Origin of the sequence: Flavobacterium daemonense (assembly GCF_007341385.1) — a bacterium.
GTDB lineage: Bacteria > Bacteroidota > Bacteroidia > Flavobacteriales > Flavobacteriaceae > Flavobacterium > Flavobacterium daemonense.
Genome location: NZ_VJYD01000017.1, coordinates 1 through 15914, shown reverse-complemented (window position 1 = coordinate 15914; position 15914 = coordinate 1). Strand labels below are relative to the sequence as shown.

Sequence of the window (15914 nt, the reverse complement as noted above, 5' to 3'; positions counted from 1 at the left end):
TAAATGATAATAATATTATTTAAAGCATTGCGAAATGATAAAATCATAATAACATTTAAATAATATTAGGAAAAATCGCCGTCAACCCCATAATTCAATAGGTTTTTTTGTTAAATCTCAAACGATATAGTGATTTTCTGTTAACTTTTTCAATGCAATTCGTTAACGATTAGTTTGCTTTGAAAATGATTAACCAAATAATAACAAAACGACTCATTTTTTAATTAGAAAAAGATTTTACTATTAAGTTGAATTTTGCTACTTTTGTCGCACTTTTATTCTGAAATAAATTCAGAACCAGACAAATTCTATATTATGAACATACACGAATATCAAGGAAAAGAAATTTTAGCAAGTTACGGAGTACGCGTTCAACGCGGAATTGTGGCTAATAATGCGGTTGAAGCTGTAGCTGCTGCAAAACAATTAACTGCCGAAACTGGTACAGGATGGCACGTAATAAAAGCACAAATTCACGCAGGTGGTCGTGGAAAAGGTGGTGGAGTTAAGTTAGCAAAAAACTTACAGCAAGTTGAAGAGTTGGCTGAACAAATCATCGGAATGCAGTTGATCACACCTCAGACTCCGCCTGAAGGTAAAAAAGTAAATAAAGTATTAGTTGCAGAAGATGTTTACTATCCTGGTGAAAGCGAAACTTCTGAATTTTATGTTTCTGTTTTATTGAATAGAGGTACAGGACGCAACATGATTATGTATTCTACAGAAGGTGGAATGGATATCGAAGAAGTTGCTGAGCACACTCCACACTTAATCTTTACTGAAGAAGTTGATCCAACTGTAGGATTACAAGGTTTCCAAGCTAGAAGAATTGCTTTTAACTTAGGACTTTCTGGAAATGCTTTTAAAGAAATGGTGAAATTCATCGACGCACTTTACAATGCTTACATTGGTTCTGATGCTTCTATGTTTGAAATCAACCCAGTTTTAAAAACTTCTGATAACAAAATCTTAGCTGTTGACGCTAAAGTTAACATCGACGATAACGCTTTATACAGACAACCAAAATATGCTGAAATGAGAGATATCCGTGAGGAGAATCCAATCGAAGTTGAAGCTAAAGAAGTTGGTCTTAACTATGTTGACCTTGACGGTACTGTAGGATGTATGGTAAACGGAGCTGGTCTTGCAATGGCAACTATGGATTTAATTAAATACGCTGGTTTTGAGCCTGCTAACTTCCTTGACGTAGGAGGAACTGCTGACGCAAAACGTGTTGAGACAGCTTTCAGAATTATCTTGAAAGATCCAAACGTAAAAGCAATTTTGATCAATATTTTTGGTGGAATCGTTCGTTGTGACCGTGTTGCTCAAGGTGTTGTTGATGCATACAAAAACATGGGTGACGCTATTAAGGTGCCAATTATCGTTCGTTTGCAAGGAACAAATGCTGAAATTGCAAAAGAATTAATTGATAACTCTGGTATGCCAATCTTATCTGCAGTTCAATTCCAAGAAGCTGCTGACCAAGTTAAAGCTGCTCTTTCTTAATTAAATAAGAAATCAATTTATAAAGAAAGTCCCTCCGAATCGGAGGGTTTTTTTTTGGGTTTAATATGTCAAAATATTCCTTTTTGAGAATGTTTTTTAAGACAAAGTATATCGTAGAGGCGCACAGCAGTGCGTCTACGTCTCGTGAATACATAATGGAAATACGTTGCGTAGACGCACTGCTGTGCGCCTCTACAATAAACTATGAGAAAAAACTACATAATTGCTCTCGCAGATTGGGCAGATTTTTAAAGATAAAGCAAAAGAAAAAGCTGCAGAATCTGCGAGAAACAAGAATGTTAGCATAAAAAAATAGCCACAGATTACACGAATTATACAGATTTTTAAATCCGTTTAATCAGTGTAATCTGTGGCTAAATATCTTTACGTAATTCTTAGCGTTCTTTTGCTGTTAGATTACTTTTTATTCTTCCCGTTTTTGAAAACCACTTTTTCTACAACAACTGGTTTTCCATTTCCTTTTGGAAATGCTTTCTTTTTAGGTTTTCCCGCAGCTGAACCTGACTTGCTTTGATCACCTCTATATTTTTCAGAATCTTTTGGAGCAGCTTTAAATTCAGGTCTTTCTTTAGAAGTTTCTTTCTTTGGAATTTCTGCTTTGTGTTTTGCTAAAACGTCAGTTGGATTTTTAGGATTTTCTTTTGTTCCTCTTAAATGAATAACCAATCCATTTAGGAAGTTGCGTAAAACCTGATCACCACATTCCATGTAATTTGGATGGTCTTCAGCTCTAAAAAAAGCACCTAATTCTGATTTTGAAATTCTGAAATCTACCAATTCTAAAATTTCAACTATTTGGTCATCACGAAGCATTAATGCCACGCGAAGTTTTTTAAGTATATCGTTATTTGTCATCGTTTATTTTTTACAAAGGTACGGTTTATTTTTTTGCCACGAATTGCACGAATTTCCACTAATTAATTTTAAAATTTTAATTCGTGGAAATTCGTGCAATTCGTGGCTAATTTTTATTTAAAACGTCAATTAATTTATCCAAATCTTCTTTTAGGTGATTCGCTGTGACTACAATTCGATTTAAGGGTTCAGCGTCTTTTGTGTATTTAAAACTCGCGATGATGATTTTTTCCTGTTTTAATTTTTCTACCAATTTATTTGATAAAACATAAATAAGTGGATAGTTTTTATCAAATTTAATATGCTTGCTTTTGATTAAAACCGAATCAATATAACTCAAATTGTCTTTCAGTTTTTGATGCTGTATTTTATAGATTTCTGCAGCATCAGAAAGTGTTTGCACAAAAGCGGGATTCATTCCGGCAGCACTTGTAAAAGTTTCCAATTCTTTTATTTCGTTTATAAAATCGGAATCACCGGCAATTACACCACCAGTTAATCCAAAAGCTTTTCCGAGAGACGAAACCATTATTTTTCTTTTAACAGGAAATGAAACAGAAGAATAAATTCCAGAACCATTTTCGCCTACAATTCCTAATGAATGCGATTCATCAATAACTAATGTAATTTCCTTTTCCTTTGAAATTTCTTTTATAAAACTTAGATCGACAGGTTTTGTTTCAAAAGAAGGAACTCCATCGGTCAAAATCGTTATTTTTTCAGGTTCTGAATCTAATAAACGATCATTCAATTTTTCATTTATAAAAACAGGAAGACTATTTTCTGTTTTAATTGCCGAATGCGTTTCATTCAAATGATAAGAAACAGCTTTTTCCTTTTTTAGTTTTTCTAAAACCAATTTTCCCGCCAGCATTCCAGAAGAAACAGTAGCAGTACTTTCTGATCCAATATGACTGGCTAAAAACTTTTCGCCTGCATCATATGCTGTTAATTGAATATTAGCTGTTCTCGAACTTCCATAAGTGGTTCCCCATTTTAGAATATTTTTTATGACAAGATCTTGAAATGCTGCGTTTGTTGGAAGCCCTAAATAGGCAGTTCCGCCAAAATACAAATACTGTTCATGGTCAATTTCAATAATTCGATCAGGAAATTTTTCGACTTTCATTTTATAGAAGTGTAACTCCGGTTCCGTTAAGATCAGAATAATTTACAACACCATCTTTTATCGTTACTCCTGTTGCAATATCTTCAGACAGCAAAAGTGCGCCATCCATATCAACATAATCAAGCTGTGGAAGCAAATGTGCAATAGCAGAGATTCCGACTGTTGATTCAGTCATACAGCCAACCATAGTTTTTAAACCTAATTTTTTCGCTTCTTCGATCATGCGTTTTCCTGGAGTTAAGCCACCGCATTTTACCAGTTTTACATTTACACCATGAAAATGATTGAAACATTTTGCAACATCTTCCTCAATAATACAGCTTTCGTCAGCAATTACAGGAAGAACAGAATGTTTAAAAACTTCTTTATGACCTTCCCAATTGTCAGCTTTCATTGGTTGTTCCAAGAATTCTACGCCAAGTTTTTTAAGTTCAACGGCATTATTGATCGTTTCTTCAACGCCCCAGCCACAATTTGCATCAATTCTAAAAACAGCATCGGTATGTTTACGAAGTTCTTTTACAATGGCAATATCTTCTTTGGTTCCTAATTTGATTTTATAGATTGGCCAAGGAAGTTCTTGCATTTTAGAAACCATTTTTTCAATAGAAGCGATTCCGATTGTATAATCTGTCAACGGATTTTTTTCAGTGGTATAATTCCAAAGATCATATAATTTTTTGCCTTTAATTCGGGCATATAAATCATTATAAGCCAAATCCAGTGCGCACAAAGCAAACATATCGTGCTTTAAATACGGATGAATTTTCGACCAAAAAACCTCAGGAGTTTCAATTTCAGAATTCTCAATAACAGCTCTTATTTTTTCCAAATCTGCCATCATCATCGAAACTGTTGTTTTGTAATATGGATTTGAAGTCGCTTCTCCAAAACCAGAAAAACCATTGCTTTGTAATTCGACAATTAAAGAAGGTTGAAAATCAATAGATTCTCTTGAAATCGTGAAAGTATGTTTTAGTTTTAAGTTATACTCTCTTAAAATTAGTTTCATAATTTATGCTGTTTTTTTATTTTTTTTCGATCAATAACCAAGCCACAGAACCGCTTTTACAAATCCATCTCGCCATAATTTTTCATTGTGTTCACCCCCAGGCACTATTTTGGTTTTTGTAAGATGAAGGCAATAGCATCGGTTTTTATCTAGTAGCTTTTCCATTTTATGTAAATCACTTACCATGTTTTCATCTTCTTTGTCTCCGCATAAAAAATAAATTCGTGTTTTATTTTTTGGTGCTTGTTCCGTCAAAGTATAAATGTCATTCGAGAACCAAAATGATGGAGAAAAAACGCCAGCATTGCCAAAAACTTCCGGATATTTTAGAATCGCATAATACGAAACTAAACCGCCAAGAGAACTTCCCATTATTGTTGTGTTTTTGGCTTTTGTTTTGGTTCTATAGTTCTTGTCAATATATGGTTTTAAGGTTTTAACAATAAAATCAAGATAATCATCAGCTTTTCCGCCACCATATTTTTCATTTTTATAAGGCGTCAGTTCATCGATTCTTTTTTCATTTCCATGCTCAATTCCCACAACAATAACAGGCGCTTTTAAGCTGTCTAATTTTTCATCCACATTCCATTCGCCTACAAAAGAAGTTTTAGCATCAAATAAATTTTGAGCATCGTGCATATAAATTACACTGTACCTTTTTTTCGGAGAAGCCGAATAACCTTCAGGCAGATAAAGCCAGATTTTTTTAGTGGTTTTAAGCTGTGGTGATTCGATGGTAAAAGTAGATACATTTTTGGATGCTGTGCTTTCCTGTGCATTTCCAATATTGGCAAGCGACAAAAGAATAAATAAAAAGAATCCTCGAATCATTAGATATTGTGTTTTAGATTTTAAAGTAATATTTTAGCTAAAAATAACAAATTTGATGAACACCGAAGAAGAAAAAAGAAGTTTACTTTTAGAAATGATTGCTTTCTCAACAGTTGATGGGCAATTGCATAAACGCGAACTGGAATTTTTGTGGAAAGTTGCTCAGGAACTGAACATAAAAAAAGATCTTTTTCAGGATTTATTTCATCAGGAACAAACGACTAAAGTCAGAAAATCGGAATTTCAGCGTATTCAGCAATTCTACAGATTGGCTTTGATTATGTATTGCGATGGTATTTTGCACGAAAAAGAATCGATCGCCATTCATCAAATTGCACTTGAAATGGGCTTAAATCCAGGTGCCGTAAAAAGAGTTTTGGACTTGATGAAAAAAGCGCCCAATGCTATGATTGATCCCAAAATATTATTGAAAGTTTTTCAGGAACAGCACAATTAAGGCAATTGTTCCTGAAGTTTTTTAATATCGTCACGAAGTTTAGCAGCTTGCAAAAAATCTAATTCTTTTGCGGCTTTTTCCATTGATTTTCTTTTTTCGCGAATCATTTTCTCCAATTCTGCTTTCGATAAATAAGCAGTTTCTGGTTCGGCAGCAACAGCCAACGTATGACCGAGTTCATATTCGACCAAAGGATTTTTGGTAAACGCGCTGTCGATTTTTTTATTTAATGCGTGAGGCGTAATATTATTTTCAGTATTGAAGTTGATCTGTTTGGTTCTTCTGTAATTTGTTTCGTCAATTGTTCTTTGCATGCTGGCAGTTATTTTATCAGCATACATAATTGCTTTTCCGTTTAAGTTTCTTGCCGCACGTCCAATAGTTTGGGTTAAAGATCTATGGTTTCTTAAAAAACCTTCTTTATCGGCATCAAGAATGGCAACTAATGAAACTTCCGGTAAATCAAGACCTTCACGAAGCAAATTTACCCCAATTAGAACATCAAAAATACCTTTTCTCAAATCCTGCATAATTTCAATACGCTCTAAAGTATCCACTTCAGAATGGATATAACGGCATCGAATATTTACTTTTGTCAAATATTTGGCTAATTCTTCAGCCATTCTTTTGGTCAAAGTGGTTACTAGAACTCTTTCGTCTAATTCGCATCGAACCTGAATTTCTTCGATCAAATCATCAATTTGATTCAAACTTGGGCGAACTTCAATAATTGGATCCAATAATCCAGTTGGACGGATAATCTGTTCCACATAAATACCATCCGATTTTTGAAGTTCATAATCGGCAGGAGTTGCTGAAACGTAAATTACTTGATTCTGCATGGCCTCAAATTCCTCAAATTTCAGCGGTCTGTTATCCATTGCTGCAGGTAATCTAAAACCGTATTCAACCAAGTTTTCTTTACGGCTTCGGTCGCCTCCGTACATGGCGTGAACCTGCGAAACCGTTACGTGGCTTTCGTCAACAACCATCAAATAATCGCTAGGAAAATAATCTAATAAACAGAAAGGTCTTGTTCCGGCTTCTCTTCCGTCAAGATATCGGGAATAATTTTCAATTCCGGAGCAATAGCCTAATTCCCGAATCATTTCTAAATCGAAATTGGTTCTTTCTTCCAGGCGTTTGGCTTCTAAATGTTTACCGATTTCTTTAAAATAATCCACTTGTTTGACTAAATCTTGCTGAATTTCCCAGATGGCACCTTGCAAAACTTCGGGCGAAGTCACAAACATATTGGCTGGATAAATGGTCAGCCTTTTGAATTTTTCAATAACCTGAGAAGTTTTAGCATCAAAAGCTTCAATTTCTTCAATTTCATCACCAAAGAAATGAATTCGATAAGCATCGTCAGCATAACTTGGATATACTTCAACAGTGTCGCCTTTGATTCTGAAAGTCCCCGGATTAAAATCGGCTTCAGTTCTGGCGTATAAACTTTGTACTAAACTGTGCAATAATTTGGTTCGTGAAATAACTTGATCTCTAGTGATTTCAATTACATTTTTCTGAAATTCAACTGGATTTCCGATACCATAAAGACAAGAAACAGAAGCAACAACCAAAACATCACGACGTCCCGACAGCAGGGAAGACGTTGTGCTCAAACGCATTTTTTCAAGCTCTTCATTGATAGATAAATCTTTCTCAATAAAAACGCCGGTTACAGGCATGAAAGCTTCTGGCTGATAATAGTCGTAGTAAGAAACGAAATATTCAACTGCATTGTTTGGGAAAAACTGCTTGAACTCTGAGTACAATTGTGCAGCCAAAGTTTTGTTGTGTGCCAAAACTAAGGTAGGGCGCTGTACTTCCTGAATAACATTTGCAACGGTAAAAGTTTTACCAGATCCCGTAACTCCTAATAAAGTTTGATATTTTTCGCCATCAATAACACCTTGCGCTAATTTTTGTATGGCTTGTGGTTGATCTCCTTTTGGACTATAATCTGAAGCTACTTGAAAATTCATTTTTTATTGATGAAAAATTAGTTTTGTAAAGATACGAAGTTTGGATTCTATAAAAAACATAAATAAGGTTGCCCAGAATTATGCAGATTTTGTGAATTGTTTTTGTAGGTATAGTCCCTACGGGACAATCATGTTCATCGATGTTTTTTCTCTACCAATATTAAACTCCTAACGGAGTAATTTGTATTGATCTATTAGAAACCAATTGAAATATCTCGTAGAGATTAAATATTGGTAGTTAAAACAATGGTTAATGAGAAAATTGTTATGCAGTGGTATAGTCCCTACGGGACAATCATGTTCATCGATATTTTTTCTCTACCAATATTAAACTCCTAACGGAGTAATTTGTATTGATCTATTAGAAACCCATTGAAATATCTCGTAGAGATTATATATTGGTAGCTAAAACAATGGTTAACGGAAAAATTGTCCCGTTGGGACTTCATATTACACGCTATTCTAAAAAATTAATAACCGCATCATTCACAATTTTCGATTGATCGATGGATAAAAAATGTCCCGCGTCTTTGATTATTTCTGTTTTGCTGTTTTTTAAATATTTTTTTGCGCGTTCTAAACTTTCTTCAGAATTAATAACATCGTTATCACCAATTAAAATTAGAACAGGGTTTTGAATTGACTCTAATTCTTTATCTGAAAAAGGCGTCATTTTGAGCATGCTTGAGTTTGATTTTGCATATTTATTGGCCAAATAAAATTGTCGGTTGTAAATCGGACTTATTTTTTCTGGATGCGTAGAAAATGTTTTTAATGTTTTGCTGAATTTCTTTTCACTCGGAAAAAGTTTTAAAAGCAAAGCAGATGATGTTTTTCTGGGTTTATCAATAAATTTAAAAGTCTGTGCTGGACTCAGCAATACTATTTTATCAATAGAATTGGTTTTTTGAATGGCTAATAATGTCGCAATCCAGCCTCCGCGCGAAGCGCCGACAATATCAAATTTCTTTAATTTGTAATGATCAAAAACTTCATTGTAGCAAGTGACGATTTCCTCTGATGAAAGCGGCTTTGCAGTTAAAGTAGATTTATTCGGTTCCATTAAAAAATCGATGGCATAAACACGATGGTTTTTGGCAAGAACCTTGATATTTGGATACCACATGGTAGAACTGGCGTCCATTCCGTGAAGTAATACTAGGCTTTTTCCGTTTTGCGGTCCTGCGATAATAACATGTGCAGTTCCGAAACTGGTTTTTACATTTTCTTCCGTGTAGGAAATATCCCAAAGTTTTAGGGCTTTATCGTATGCAGCGATGTAATTTTGTTTGTCGCTTTTGGTTTTGAAAACGTAGTCATCAAATTTGGCTTCTTTTGAAGAAGAACAACCAGCAAGTATTAAAATAATTAAGAAAAATGTAGCGAACGTTTTTGAAGTACTCATAAAATTGAATTTACTTTAAAGGTACAACAATATAATTTCGAAGAAGTTTCAGGATTTTCTCTGAAAATAATATAATTTTAAGATTTATCGTTTTTCTTAGTCAAATAATAAATTTGTACAAAAGCTAAAATAGCATTTGGAATAATTACAGGCCAAAGCCATTGATTAAAATCTTTGTAATCGTTTAAGAAAATACCATAAATAACAAAACAGATACAGCCAAACATATTAATAAATCGGATTGTTTTAAGGTTTTTCAATAAAAAACCTCCAACAATAAAAACGGATGCTAGATAACCAATATACTCTGCCATAGTCTTGATATTAAATAGTGTACAATAAATGTAGCAAAACCTACTTATATAATCAAGAGTTAGTGTTGAAAATCAGTATTTTAAATTTTAAAGTTTTTCTTTTCCGCTTCACTTAAAAAAGACCAAGCAACAATACGGCTGTTTTTTTGCCCTTGCGACATTTCAATTGTTTTAACTGAAACAGCATTTACCTTTTTTAATGTTTTGTAAATTGAAGAAAGATTTTCTTGTTTTGAAACCAGCGTTGTAAACCACAAACATTGTGAACCATATTTCACGCTTTCATAAATCATTTGTGTAATAAAACCAATTTCGCCGCCGTTGCACCATAATTCGGCATTATGACCTCCAAAATTCAGAATAGGATTCGTGCTTCTTTTTTCTTTTAAATTCGAGACTTTTCGCGAGGCACTTTTATTTGCTTCCTCTGCAGAGGCATGAAAAGGTGGATTGCACATTGTGAACGTGAATCTGTCCTCGGGAATAATGATGTTTTTGAAAATAAATCGGGATTCAGTTTGTTGCTGTAAACTGATTGCGTCAATTAATCTCGGATTTGCTTCAATAATTTTACTGCAGTTTTCAATTGCTTTTTTGTCGATATCGGTGCCAACAAAAGACCAATTATAAATCGCATTCCCTAATATCGGATAGATTAAATTTACGCCTGTTCCGATATCTAATCCTAAAACCGAATTTCCTTCTGGAATTTGATTATTATTGCTTTCAGCCAATAAATCAGCGATGTAATGAATATAATCTGCTCGTCCTGGAATTGGCGGACAAAGATAATTTTTTGGAATATCCCAGTTTTGAATATCATAATAGGTTTGCAATAATGCTTTGTTTAAAGCTTTAACGGCAAGCGGATCGCTGAATTCAATAGTTTCGATTCCGTATTTATTTATGGAAACAAAAGCTTTTAATTCGGGACAATTTTTAATAAGAAGTTCGAAATCATATCGTGAACGATGCAGATTTCTTGGATGTAAATTGTCTTTTTGAGAATTGTCGTTTGCTTTCATTTCTGTAGATTTCGGTGCAAAGATAGGTATTCCTTTTTTAGAAATGATTTTCGGAAATTTTCTATTAAGCCTAATGCGCAAATCCGTTGTAGAAGCTGTTATGGGCTGGTATTTTTGAGTTCAATTGAGTTTAAAGTTTCCGCCACTTTTTCCAACTCTTTTAGGTTTTTTGGTGTGTCTTTTTTGTCTAAATCTATGGTGAATGAGCAAATAAACATTTTATTTTTAGCAATTATGTACCAATAATACATAAAATCTTGCCCATTTTTTTCAGAGTATTTTAAGCCTTTGAATCCTTCTTTAGTTTTAAACGGTTCTGCTTTTCCATTAAAACTTTCCATTTCGCTTTTTAATAATTCAGAATTCTTATTCGGGTCAATTTTGACGGGTGTAATTCTGAGATTTCCTGTCCATTCTTTAGTGTCGAAAAATGCGTTTGTATTGTCTTCATCTTCATATTCAGGCCAATTTTCAGGTAACAGAATTGAATATCCAAAATTTGATACGAAAGCGTCAGTTTCAGGTTTGCTATTGCAATTCATAAAAAGAAGAAAGATTAAAAAATACGTTTGCTTCATTGTTGCACATTTTTGGTACTAGCCCATAACGTCCCGCTACTACAGGGGTTTGGGACTAAATTAATCCCATTCTGCGGATTTGGCAAATCATTCCAAATGCAAAAGCATCTTTTCATTATGCCAATTGCCCAAATCCGTTGTATCATTATTTGTCTACTGTGTAATTCAATTCAGTTACTCCAGAAGAGAATTGTCGAGTAGTTAACAAGTTTAGTTTTATTTTGTCTTTGATGTCTACAAATAAGGGGATACCTTGTCCCAGAACGACAGGGTTGACAAATAGCCAGTAACCGTCAATTAAATTTTGCTGGATAAGTGAATGTGTTGTTGTTGGACTTCCAAAAAGTAAAATCTCTGTACCATCCATCTGTTTTATTTCATTTATTCTGTCAGCAATATTGTCACTAATAATAGTAGTTTTAGCCAAATTTGCATCTTTCAGCATTTTTGATAGAACAATTTTGTGAGCACCGTTATACCATTTTGAATGTTCAATGTCGTGATTGCTCGCATCTGGCTTGTTTCCGGCGTTAGGCCAGTAATTCTCCATCATTTGATAAGTTTTCCGCCCATATAATGCGGTGTCAGTTTGGCTTATGCGCTTTCCAACGAAATCAAAAATTTCTTCGTCAACATTAATCCAGTTCATTTCTCCGTTAGGTCCTGCGACAAAACCGTCAAGCGATATATGCATAAACGAAATTATTTTTCTCATTAGTTCTTTTTTTTTCTGTTATTTATCTCGATCACTTTGTAATTACCTATAACGCTTTGGTAGTCAATTGGTTTTAGTGCTAAATTAAGTCCATTCCTCGGATTTGCCAAATTATTCAAATACAAAACCATCTTTCTATCAAGTCAATTACCAAATTGCTTGTAGCGTGTGTTGGCATTAGGCGTGTTATTTAGTTTTTTTTCTTAATTCGGATATTTCATTTTCTAAATCAGATTTTGCTCTTAATTTCCAGTTAGATTGAACTTTCATACTCTGAGATTTCGTTTGATTTAAAGGTGGTGGATTTGGTATTCTTGTTGCCAAAATATTACTTTCAGGATTTTTAAAACTTCGAGTTATTCCGCAAGCTCTTATTTGAATTAGATTGCCTGATTTACGATTTGCATAAATCAGCCACTTTCCACTTTGATCAATTATGGGTCCGCACCATTGATTATAAATTCCTCTATAAACTTTTCCGTTTAAAACGCCTTTAAAGGGTTCAATAACTTTAATTTCAAACGTGTGTTTTTTAGAATCAATTTTCAAAATTTCTCCAATAAAAATATATTTTGATTCCGTAAATTCTCTGTTTTGAATTTCTTTTAGATTTTTAGGAATTTTACAATCACAAGCTAATGATTTACTCGAAATCAAGAAAGTCCAAAATAATATTGTTAAAATTTTCATTCTCATTTTTTCTTAAGCTTATCGTTAACGTTCTAACAATACAGTTGGTTTGGGACTAAATTAAGTCCATTCCTCGGATTTGCCACCCGAGCGATAGCGAACAGGCGAAGCAAATCATTCCAAATACAAAACCATTTTACCTCCCGATACTTCGGGAAAGCCAATTGTCCAAATCCGTTGTAGTAGTTGTTAGTAGTGGTATTTTACGAAATCCAAGTTTCTTCCATTTTAATTATTTTCCACTTGTTCTTTACTTTTTTGATTACAATTATATTTCCATAACCACATAATCCTCCACAAGTATACCCAACGTTAAGACTTCCATTTTCTCGTTTTTTGTCAAATTTTATTCCTGAAATTTTTAATATTCCTGAAAAGTTAAAATTGTATTTTCTTTCAAAAATATTTTCTTTAGGAAATTCATTTATGTTTTTTAGTTTGAATTTACCATTCAATTTAATACTCTTGAAATTAAGAATATATTCTATTGCGTTGTCTGTTTTAATTTTGGGATCAAAAGCAATAATAACTTTAGAAGTGTCTTTTTTTATTTCTGCCACCTCTTTTTTCCATTTTTTTAATCTTTGAATTTCTTCTGAAGTTGCCTTCGTTGAATCAGTTTTAACATAATGACCTTCTTTGTTAAATATTAGTTTTCCATAACGAGGTGGGGGATTTGAATATATTCTTACATCTCTACAAACTGAGTCAACTATGCTTGGCAAAATTTCAGCCAATACATTTCTGTTGAATTCAACATCTTTGTTAAATTCAATATCATTCTCATTCTTTTTACAACTCGCAAAAAGAAGAATAATTAAGATAAATATTATTTTCTGAAGTCTTATCATAATATGTCTGCGTCCTGACTTACACGCACTTTGGGATTAAACACTGCTTTATTTTCGGTTTTACCACCCGAGCGATAACAAACGGACGGAGTAAATCTTCTAAATACAAAACTAATTTTGCTTTATGCCTATTGCTCAAATCCGTTGTGGTTGCTGTTGGCAGTAGTTGTTTTTTCATTACTTCTTTCACGCAACTTTAAAAACTCACTTTGTAGTTTCTTAAAATCATCATTTATTGGTAAAATATTAAGCTTTTCTATTTTATATTTAGTTTTATTTTTCAAATTGACGATTATACTATCACACGTTCTATCACTTTCAAAGCTATAATTGTCGACATTATTCCAAGGAATTTTTATATCTTTTTCCCAACTTAAGAAAAATCTACGTTTCCATATGTGAAGAATTCCATCATTTGTTAGAATCACTGTTGCTTTTGCTGTCGCAACAAGGTTTGCTATATAAAATGATGTGGCATAAATTAAAGTAAATTGTAAGATTGCAAGGATTTTGTTTTCTATTTTCGGAGTATAGTTTTTGAGGAATATTGTGCTAGAACATAATATCAAAACCATAATACATATTAATCTATTTCTTGAGAGAATCTTAATGTTATATTCATTTTGCTTCATTAGTTCTTTTGGTTTTACGGATTTTCTCAACAATTACTGCCTAACGTCCCGGTACAACAGCGGGTTGGGTACTAAATTAAGCCCATTCCTCGGATTTGCCACCCGACCGAAAGCAAACAAGCGATGCAAATCATTCAAATACAAAACCAACTTTTTATTAAGCTATTGTCCAAATCTGTTGTAGTGGCTGTTAACGGTTGTGTTTTTTAGTCAATAGTTAATTTGTCTAATTGAAAATTATATAAATTTCCGATTTTCATCTCTTGCATTAAAACTTTAATATTCTCTTTACTTTTTTCCGTTATTTCTATCTTAAAGAAAACATTTGTTTCACTATTTATGAAATATTTCGCTTTAATTATCCCAGTTACTTTTAAGTCAGTTTTAGCATTGTAAATCCAGTTTTTATTGTTTTCATATATTACTGCATTACTTTTACCGTCATGCGTCAAAACAGGATAATAAATGTTTATTTTGTCTCCAACTTTATATTTATTGTAGTTATCAAAAGCTATCTTTTTTGACTTTTCATCATTTTCTAATATTGGTTTCCAATAATCAATATAATGTTGAGCTTGTTCTTCAACCTTTAAATCTTGGTGATTTAATTTTCGGTGTAGAGATGTTAAAATTATTGAAGAAATGTCATCTGGATGATAGATACCAATTTTATTAAATTGCTTTACGAGTTTACCGTTTCCGTGCCTAATCCAATTATTTCTTATCCACATTCCCACTGTTGTATGCAATTCTGTTACGGCATCATTTTCAGGTTTGTTTTTGAAAGAGTTTTTAGAATTTTCAGTCCAGTTTTTTTCAAAATAATTTAATGACTCGTCAAGATTCGAAGGCAGATTTTGACTACAAGAAGTCAAATAAATCAGAAATGTAAATAATAAATAAATTTGTTTTTTCATTGTCATTTCCTTTAACATAACCGCTAACGTTTTGGCCCTACAGCGGGTTTGGGACTAAATTAAGCCCATTCTTCGGATTTGCCAAATCATTCAAACACAAAACCATCTTTCCATTAAGCCAATTGCCCAAATCCGTTTTAGTAGCTGTTGGCGGTTGTAATTTTGTTAGTAATCATATCTATATGTTGAATATTGTCCCTTTTGAATGACTGTTTTATATTCTTTGTCGAACTTGTTTTCAAGCTTTTGTTTAATTTCTTCCGACTTGTAGTTATAATGTTTCTTGTTTAAAAAGCCAACATTTCGTATCGTAGGATGTTCAAGGATTGGCTTCAGATTTCCATCTAAAATGTTCGTGTCTACAAAACGAAAGTCTATGAGATTTGGAAAATAACTTAAAAAATTAAGGTTTTCAATAGGAGCACAGACATTTAAACATAAGACTTTAAGCTTTTTTAGCTTCAAAAGTTCGTCCGTAAACTTGAATTTTTTAGATTGGTTAATATGCAAAAATTCTAAATTGTCACTAATTTGATTCAGCCCTTTGTCATCTTCAAGCTTTGTACAGTAATGAAGTTCAAGTCTTTTTAGATTATTAAATTTTTCTACTCCCGTAAAATTTTTGATGTTTGCAGAATTTAGTTCAAGATATAAAAGTTTGTCGTTTTCGGATAGATTGTCAAATGAGTATAGCTTTTCTTTTAAATGCCATATGATTGCATATTCAGAGTCACCAAAATTCTTATTTTCTGTTTGAATAGAATTTTCTTTAAAGTTCTTACTAAAGATTTTGTTTTGCTCTAATTGTTCAAACCATATAGTGTTAAATCTCCAATCCATTTTTTGTCTTATGTTGTTATGTTTTGGTATTATAACCGCCAACGTCACGCTACTACAGCGGGTTTGTGCAAATTCCAGTGATATTGACCACCCAATTCCAATTTAAAGTGACCACCTGATTCCAATTCAAAATGACCACCTA

General features: G+C 33.0%; 17 protein-coding genes. 2 read left to right on the top strand and 15 right to left on the bottom strand.

The features are described 5' to 3' along the window. Window positions 1–315 precede the first annotated feature (315 nt). Window positions 316–1509: an ADP-forming succinate--CoA ligase subunit beta gene (gene sucC, locus FND99_RS17770; protein WP_144339283.1), complete on the top strand. Its 1194-nt coding sequence runs from the start codon at window positions 316–318 to the stop codon at window positions 1507–1509. 417 nt (window positions 1510–1926) lie between these two features. Here sucC and FND99_RS17765 read toward each other — a convergent pair whose 3' ends face one another. The 4 genes from FND99_RS17765 to FND99_RS17750 form a co-directional block, all read right to left on the bottom strand. Next, window positions 1927–2385 (bottom strand): DUF1456 family protein, encoded by a 459-nt coding sequence (locus tag FND99_RS17765; protein WP_144339282.1) that lies wholly within the window; start codon window positions 2383–2385, stop codon window positions 1927–1929. Between the two features lie 106 nt (window positions 2386–2491). Next, a complete protein-coding gene (locus FND99_RS17760) occupies window positions 2492–3514 on the bottom strand; it encodes an aminotransferase class I/II-fold pyridoxal phosphate-dependent enzyme (RefSeq protein ID WP_144339281.1) in 1023 nt (340 codons plus the stop codon). Window position 3515: 1 nt separating this feature from the next. Beyond that, a complete protein-coding gene (locus FND99_RS17755; protein ID WP_144339280.1) occupies window positions 3516–4526 on the bottom strand; it encodes a dipeptide epimerase in 1011 nt (336 codons plus the stop codon). Window positions 4527–4556: 30 nt separating this feature from the next. Next, the gene (locus FND99_RS17750) at window positions 4557–5360 is read right to left on the bottom strand and encodes an alpha/beta hydrolase (RefSeq protein ID WP_144339279.1); all 804 of its coding nucleotides are present in this window, start codon (window positions 5358–5360) and stop codon (window positions 4557–4559) included. Window positions 5361–5415: 55 nt separating this feature from the next. Between FND99_RS17750 and FND99_RS17745 the strand changes: the two genes are divergently transcribed. Next, complete coding sequence (locus FND99_RS17745) at window positions 5416–5817, top strand: tellurite resistance TerB family protein (RefSeq protein ID WP_144339278.1); 402 nt, start codon at window positions 5416–5418, stop codon at window positions 5815–5817. Here FND99_RS17745 and uvrB read toward each other — a convergent pair. From uvrB to FND99_RS17690, 11 genes are all read right to left on the bottom strand, one after another. Further along, complete coding sequence (gene uvrB, locus FND99_RS17740; RefSeq protein WP_144339277.1) at window positions 5814–7805, bottom strand: excinuclease ABC subunit UvrB; 1992 nt, start codon at window positions 7803–7805, stop codon at window positions 5814–5816. The genes FND99_RS17745 and uvrB overlap by 4 nt on opposite strands. Before the next feature lie 457 nt (window positions 7806–8262). Then, window positions 8263–9210, bottom strand: coding sequence for an alpha/beta fold hydrolase (locus FND99_RS17735; RefSeq protein WP_144339276.1), 948 nt, complete (start codon window positions 9208–9210; stop codon window positions 8263–8265). 77 nt (window positions 9211–9287) lie between these two features. Further along, a complete protein-coding gene (locus tag FND99_RS17730; RefSeq protein WP_144339275.1) occupies window positions 9288–9524 on the bottom strand; it encodes a uroporphyrinogen decarboxylase in 237 nt (78 codons plus the stop codon). An 80-nt stretch (window positions 9525–9604) separates the two neighbouring features. Further along, on the bottom strand, window positions 9605–10549 hold the full coding sequence (gene rlmF / locus FND99_RS17725; protein WP_144339274.1) for a 23S rRNA (adenine(1618)-N(6))-methyltransferase RlmF: 945 nt from the start codon (window positions 10547–10549) through the stop codon (window positions 9605–9607). A 98-nt stretch (window positions 10550–10647) separates the two neighbouring features. Beyond that, window positions 10648–11127: a DUF3805 domain-containing protein gene (locus FND99_RS17720; protein WP_144339273.1), complete on the bottom strand. Its 480-nt coding sequence runs from the start codon at window positions 11125–11127 to the stop codon at window positions 10648–10650. Between the two features lie 145 nt (window positions 11128–11272). Beyond that, window positions 11273–11842 (bottom strand): dihydrofolate reductase family protein, encoded by a 570-nt coding sequence (locus FND99_RS17715; RefSeq protein WP_144339272.1) that lies wholly within the window; start codon window positions 11840–11842, stop codon window positions 11273–11275. Between the two features lie 186 nt (window positions 11843–12028). Next, window positions 12029–12532, bottom strand: a complete 504-nt coding sequence (locus FND99_RS17710; RefSeq protein WP_144339271.1) for a hypothetical protein — start codon at window positions 12530–12532, stop codon at window positions 12029–12031. Window positions 12533–12735: 203 nt separating this feature from the next. After that, a complete protein-coding gene (locus tag FND99_RS17705) occupies window positions 12736–13383 on the bottom strand; it encodes a hypothetical protein (protein WP_144339270.1) in 648 nt (215 codons plus the stop codon). A 128-nt stretch (window positions 13384–13511) separates the two neighbouring features. Beyond that, the gene (locus FND99_RS17700) at window positions 13512–14015 is read right to left on the bottom strand and encodes a hypothetical protein (RefSeq protein WP_144339269.1); all 504 of its coding nucleotides are present in this window, start codon (window positions 14013–14015) and stop codon (window positions 13512–13514) included. Window positions 14016–14221: 206 nt separating this feature from the next. Continuing rightward, window positions 14222–14932 (bottom strand): DUF6794 domain-containing protein, encoded by a 711-nt coding sequence (locus FND99_RS17695; RefSeq protein WP_144339268.1) that lies wholly within the window; start codon window positions 14930–14932, stop codon window positions 14222–14224. Window positions 14933–15097: 165 nt separating this feature from the next. Continuing rightward, window positions 15098–15772, bottom strand: a complete 675-nt coding sequence (locus tag FND99_RS17690; protein ID WP_144339267.1) for a hypothetical protein — start codon at window positions 15770–15772, stop codon at window positions 15098–15100. Window positions 15773–15914: the final 142 nt, after the last annotated feature.

Coding starts and splice junctions, on each gene's coding strand:
- FND99_RS17745 (WP_144339278.1), top strand. CDS start 5,416: ATGAACACCGAAGAAGAAAAAAGAAGTTTACTTTTAGAAATGATTGCT.
- FND99_RS17695 (WP_144339268.1), bottom strand. CDS start 14,932: ATGAAAAAACAAATTTATTTATTATTTACATTTCTGATTTATTTGACT.
- FND99_RS17690 (WP_144339267.1), bottom strand. CDS start 15,772: ATGGATTGGAGATTTAACACTATATGGTTTGAACAATTAGAGCAAAAC.
- FND99_RS17765 (WP_144339282.1), bottom strand. CDS start 2,385: ATGACAAATAACGATATACTTAAAAAACTTCGCGTGGCATTAATGCTT.
- FND99_RS17760 (WP_144339281.1), bottom strand. CDS start 3,514: ATGAAAGTCGAAAAATTTCCTGATCGAATTATTGAAATTGACCATGAA.
- FND99_RS17715 (WP_144339272.1), bottom strand. CDS start 11,842: ATGAGAAAAATAATTTCGTTTATGCATATATCGCTTGACGGTTTTGTC.
- sucC (WP_144339283.1), top strand. CDS start 316: ATGAACATACACGAATATCAAGGAAAAGAAATTTTAGCAAGTTACGGA.
- FND99_RS17720 (WP_144339273.1), bottom strand. CDS start 11,127: ATGAAGCAAACGTATTTTTTAATCTTTCTTCTTTTTATGAATTGCAAT.
- FND99_RS17710 (WP_144339271.1), bottom strand. CDS start 12,532: ATGAAAATTTTAACAATATTATTTTGGACTTTCTTGATTTCGAGTAAA.
- FND99_RS17730 (WP_144339275.1), bottom strand. CDS start 9,524: ATGGCAGAGTATATTGGTTATCTAGCATCCGTTTTTATTGTTGGAGGT.
- rlmF (WP_144339274.1), bottom strand. CDS start 10,549: ATGAAAGCAAACGACAATTCTCAAAAAGACAATTTACATCCAAGAAAT.
- uvrB (WP_144339277.1), bottom strand. CDS start 7,805: ATGAATTTTCAAGTAGCTTCAGATTATAGTCCAAAAGGAGATCAACCA.
- FND99_RS17750 (WP_144339279.1), bottom strand. CDS start 5,360: ATGATTCGAGGATTCTTTTTATTTATTCTTTTGTCGCTTGCCAATATT.
- FND99_RS17755 (WP_144339280.1), bottom strand. CDS start 4,526: ATGAAACTAATTTTAAGAGAGTATAACTTAAAACTAAAACATACTTTC.
- FND99_RS17700 (WP_144339269.1), bottom strand. CDS start 14,015: ATGAAGCAAAATGAATATAACATTAAGATTCTCTCAAGAAATAGATTA.
- FND99_RS17735 (WP_144339276.1), bottom strand. CDS start 9,210: ATGAGTACTTCAAAAACGTTCGCTACATTTTTCTTAATTATTTTAATA.
- FND99_RS17705 (WP_144339270.1), bottom strand. CDS start 13,383: ATGATAAGACTTCAGAAAATAATATTTATCTTAATTATTCTTCTTTTT.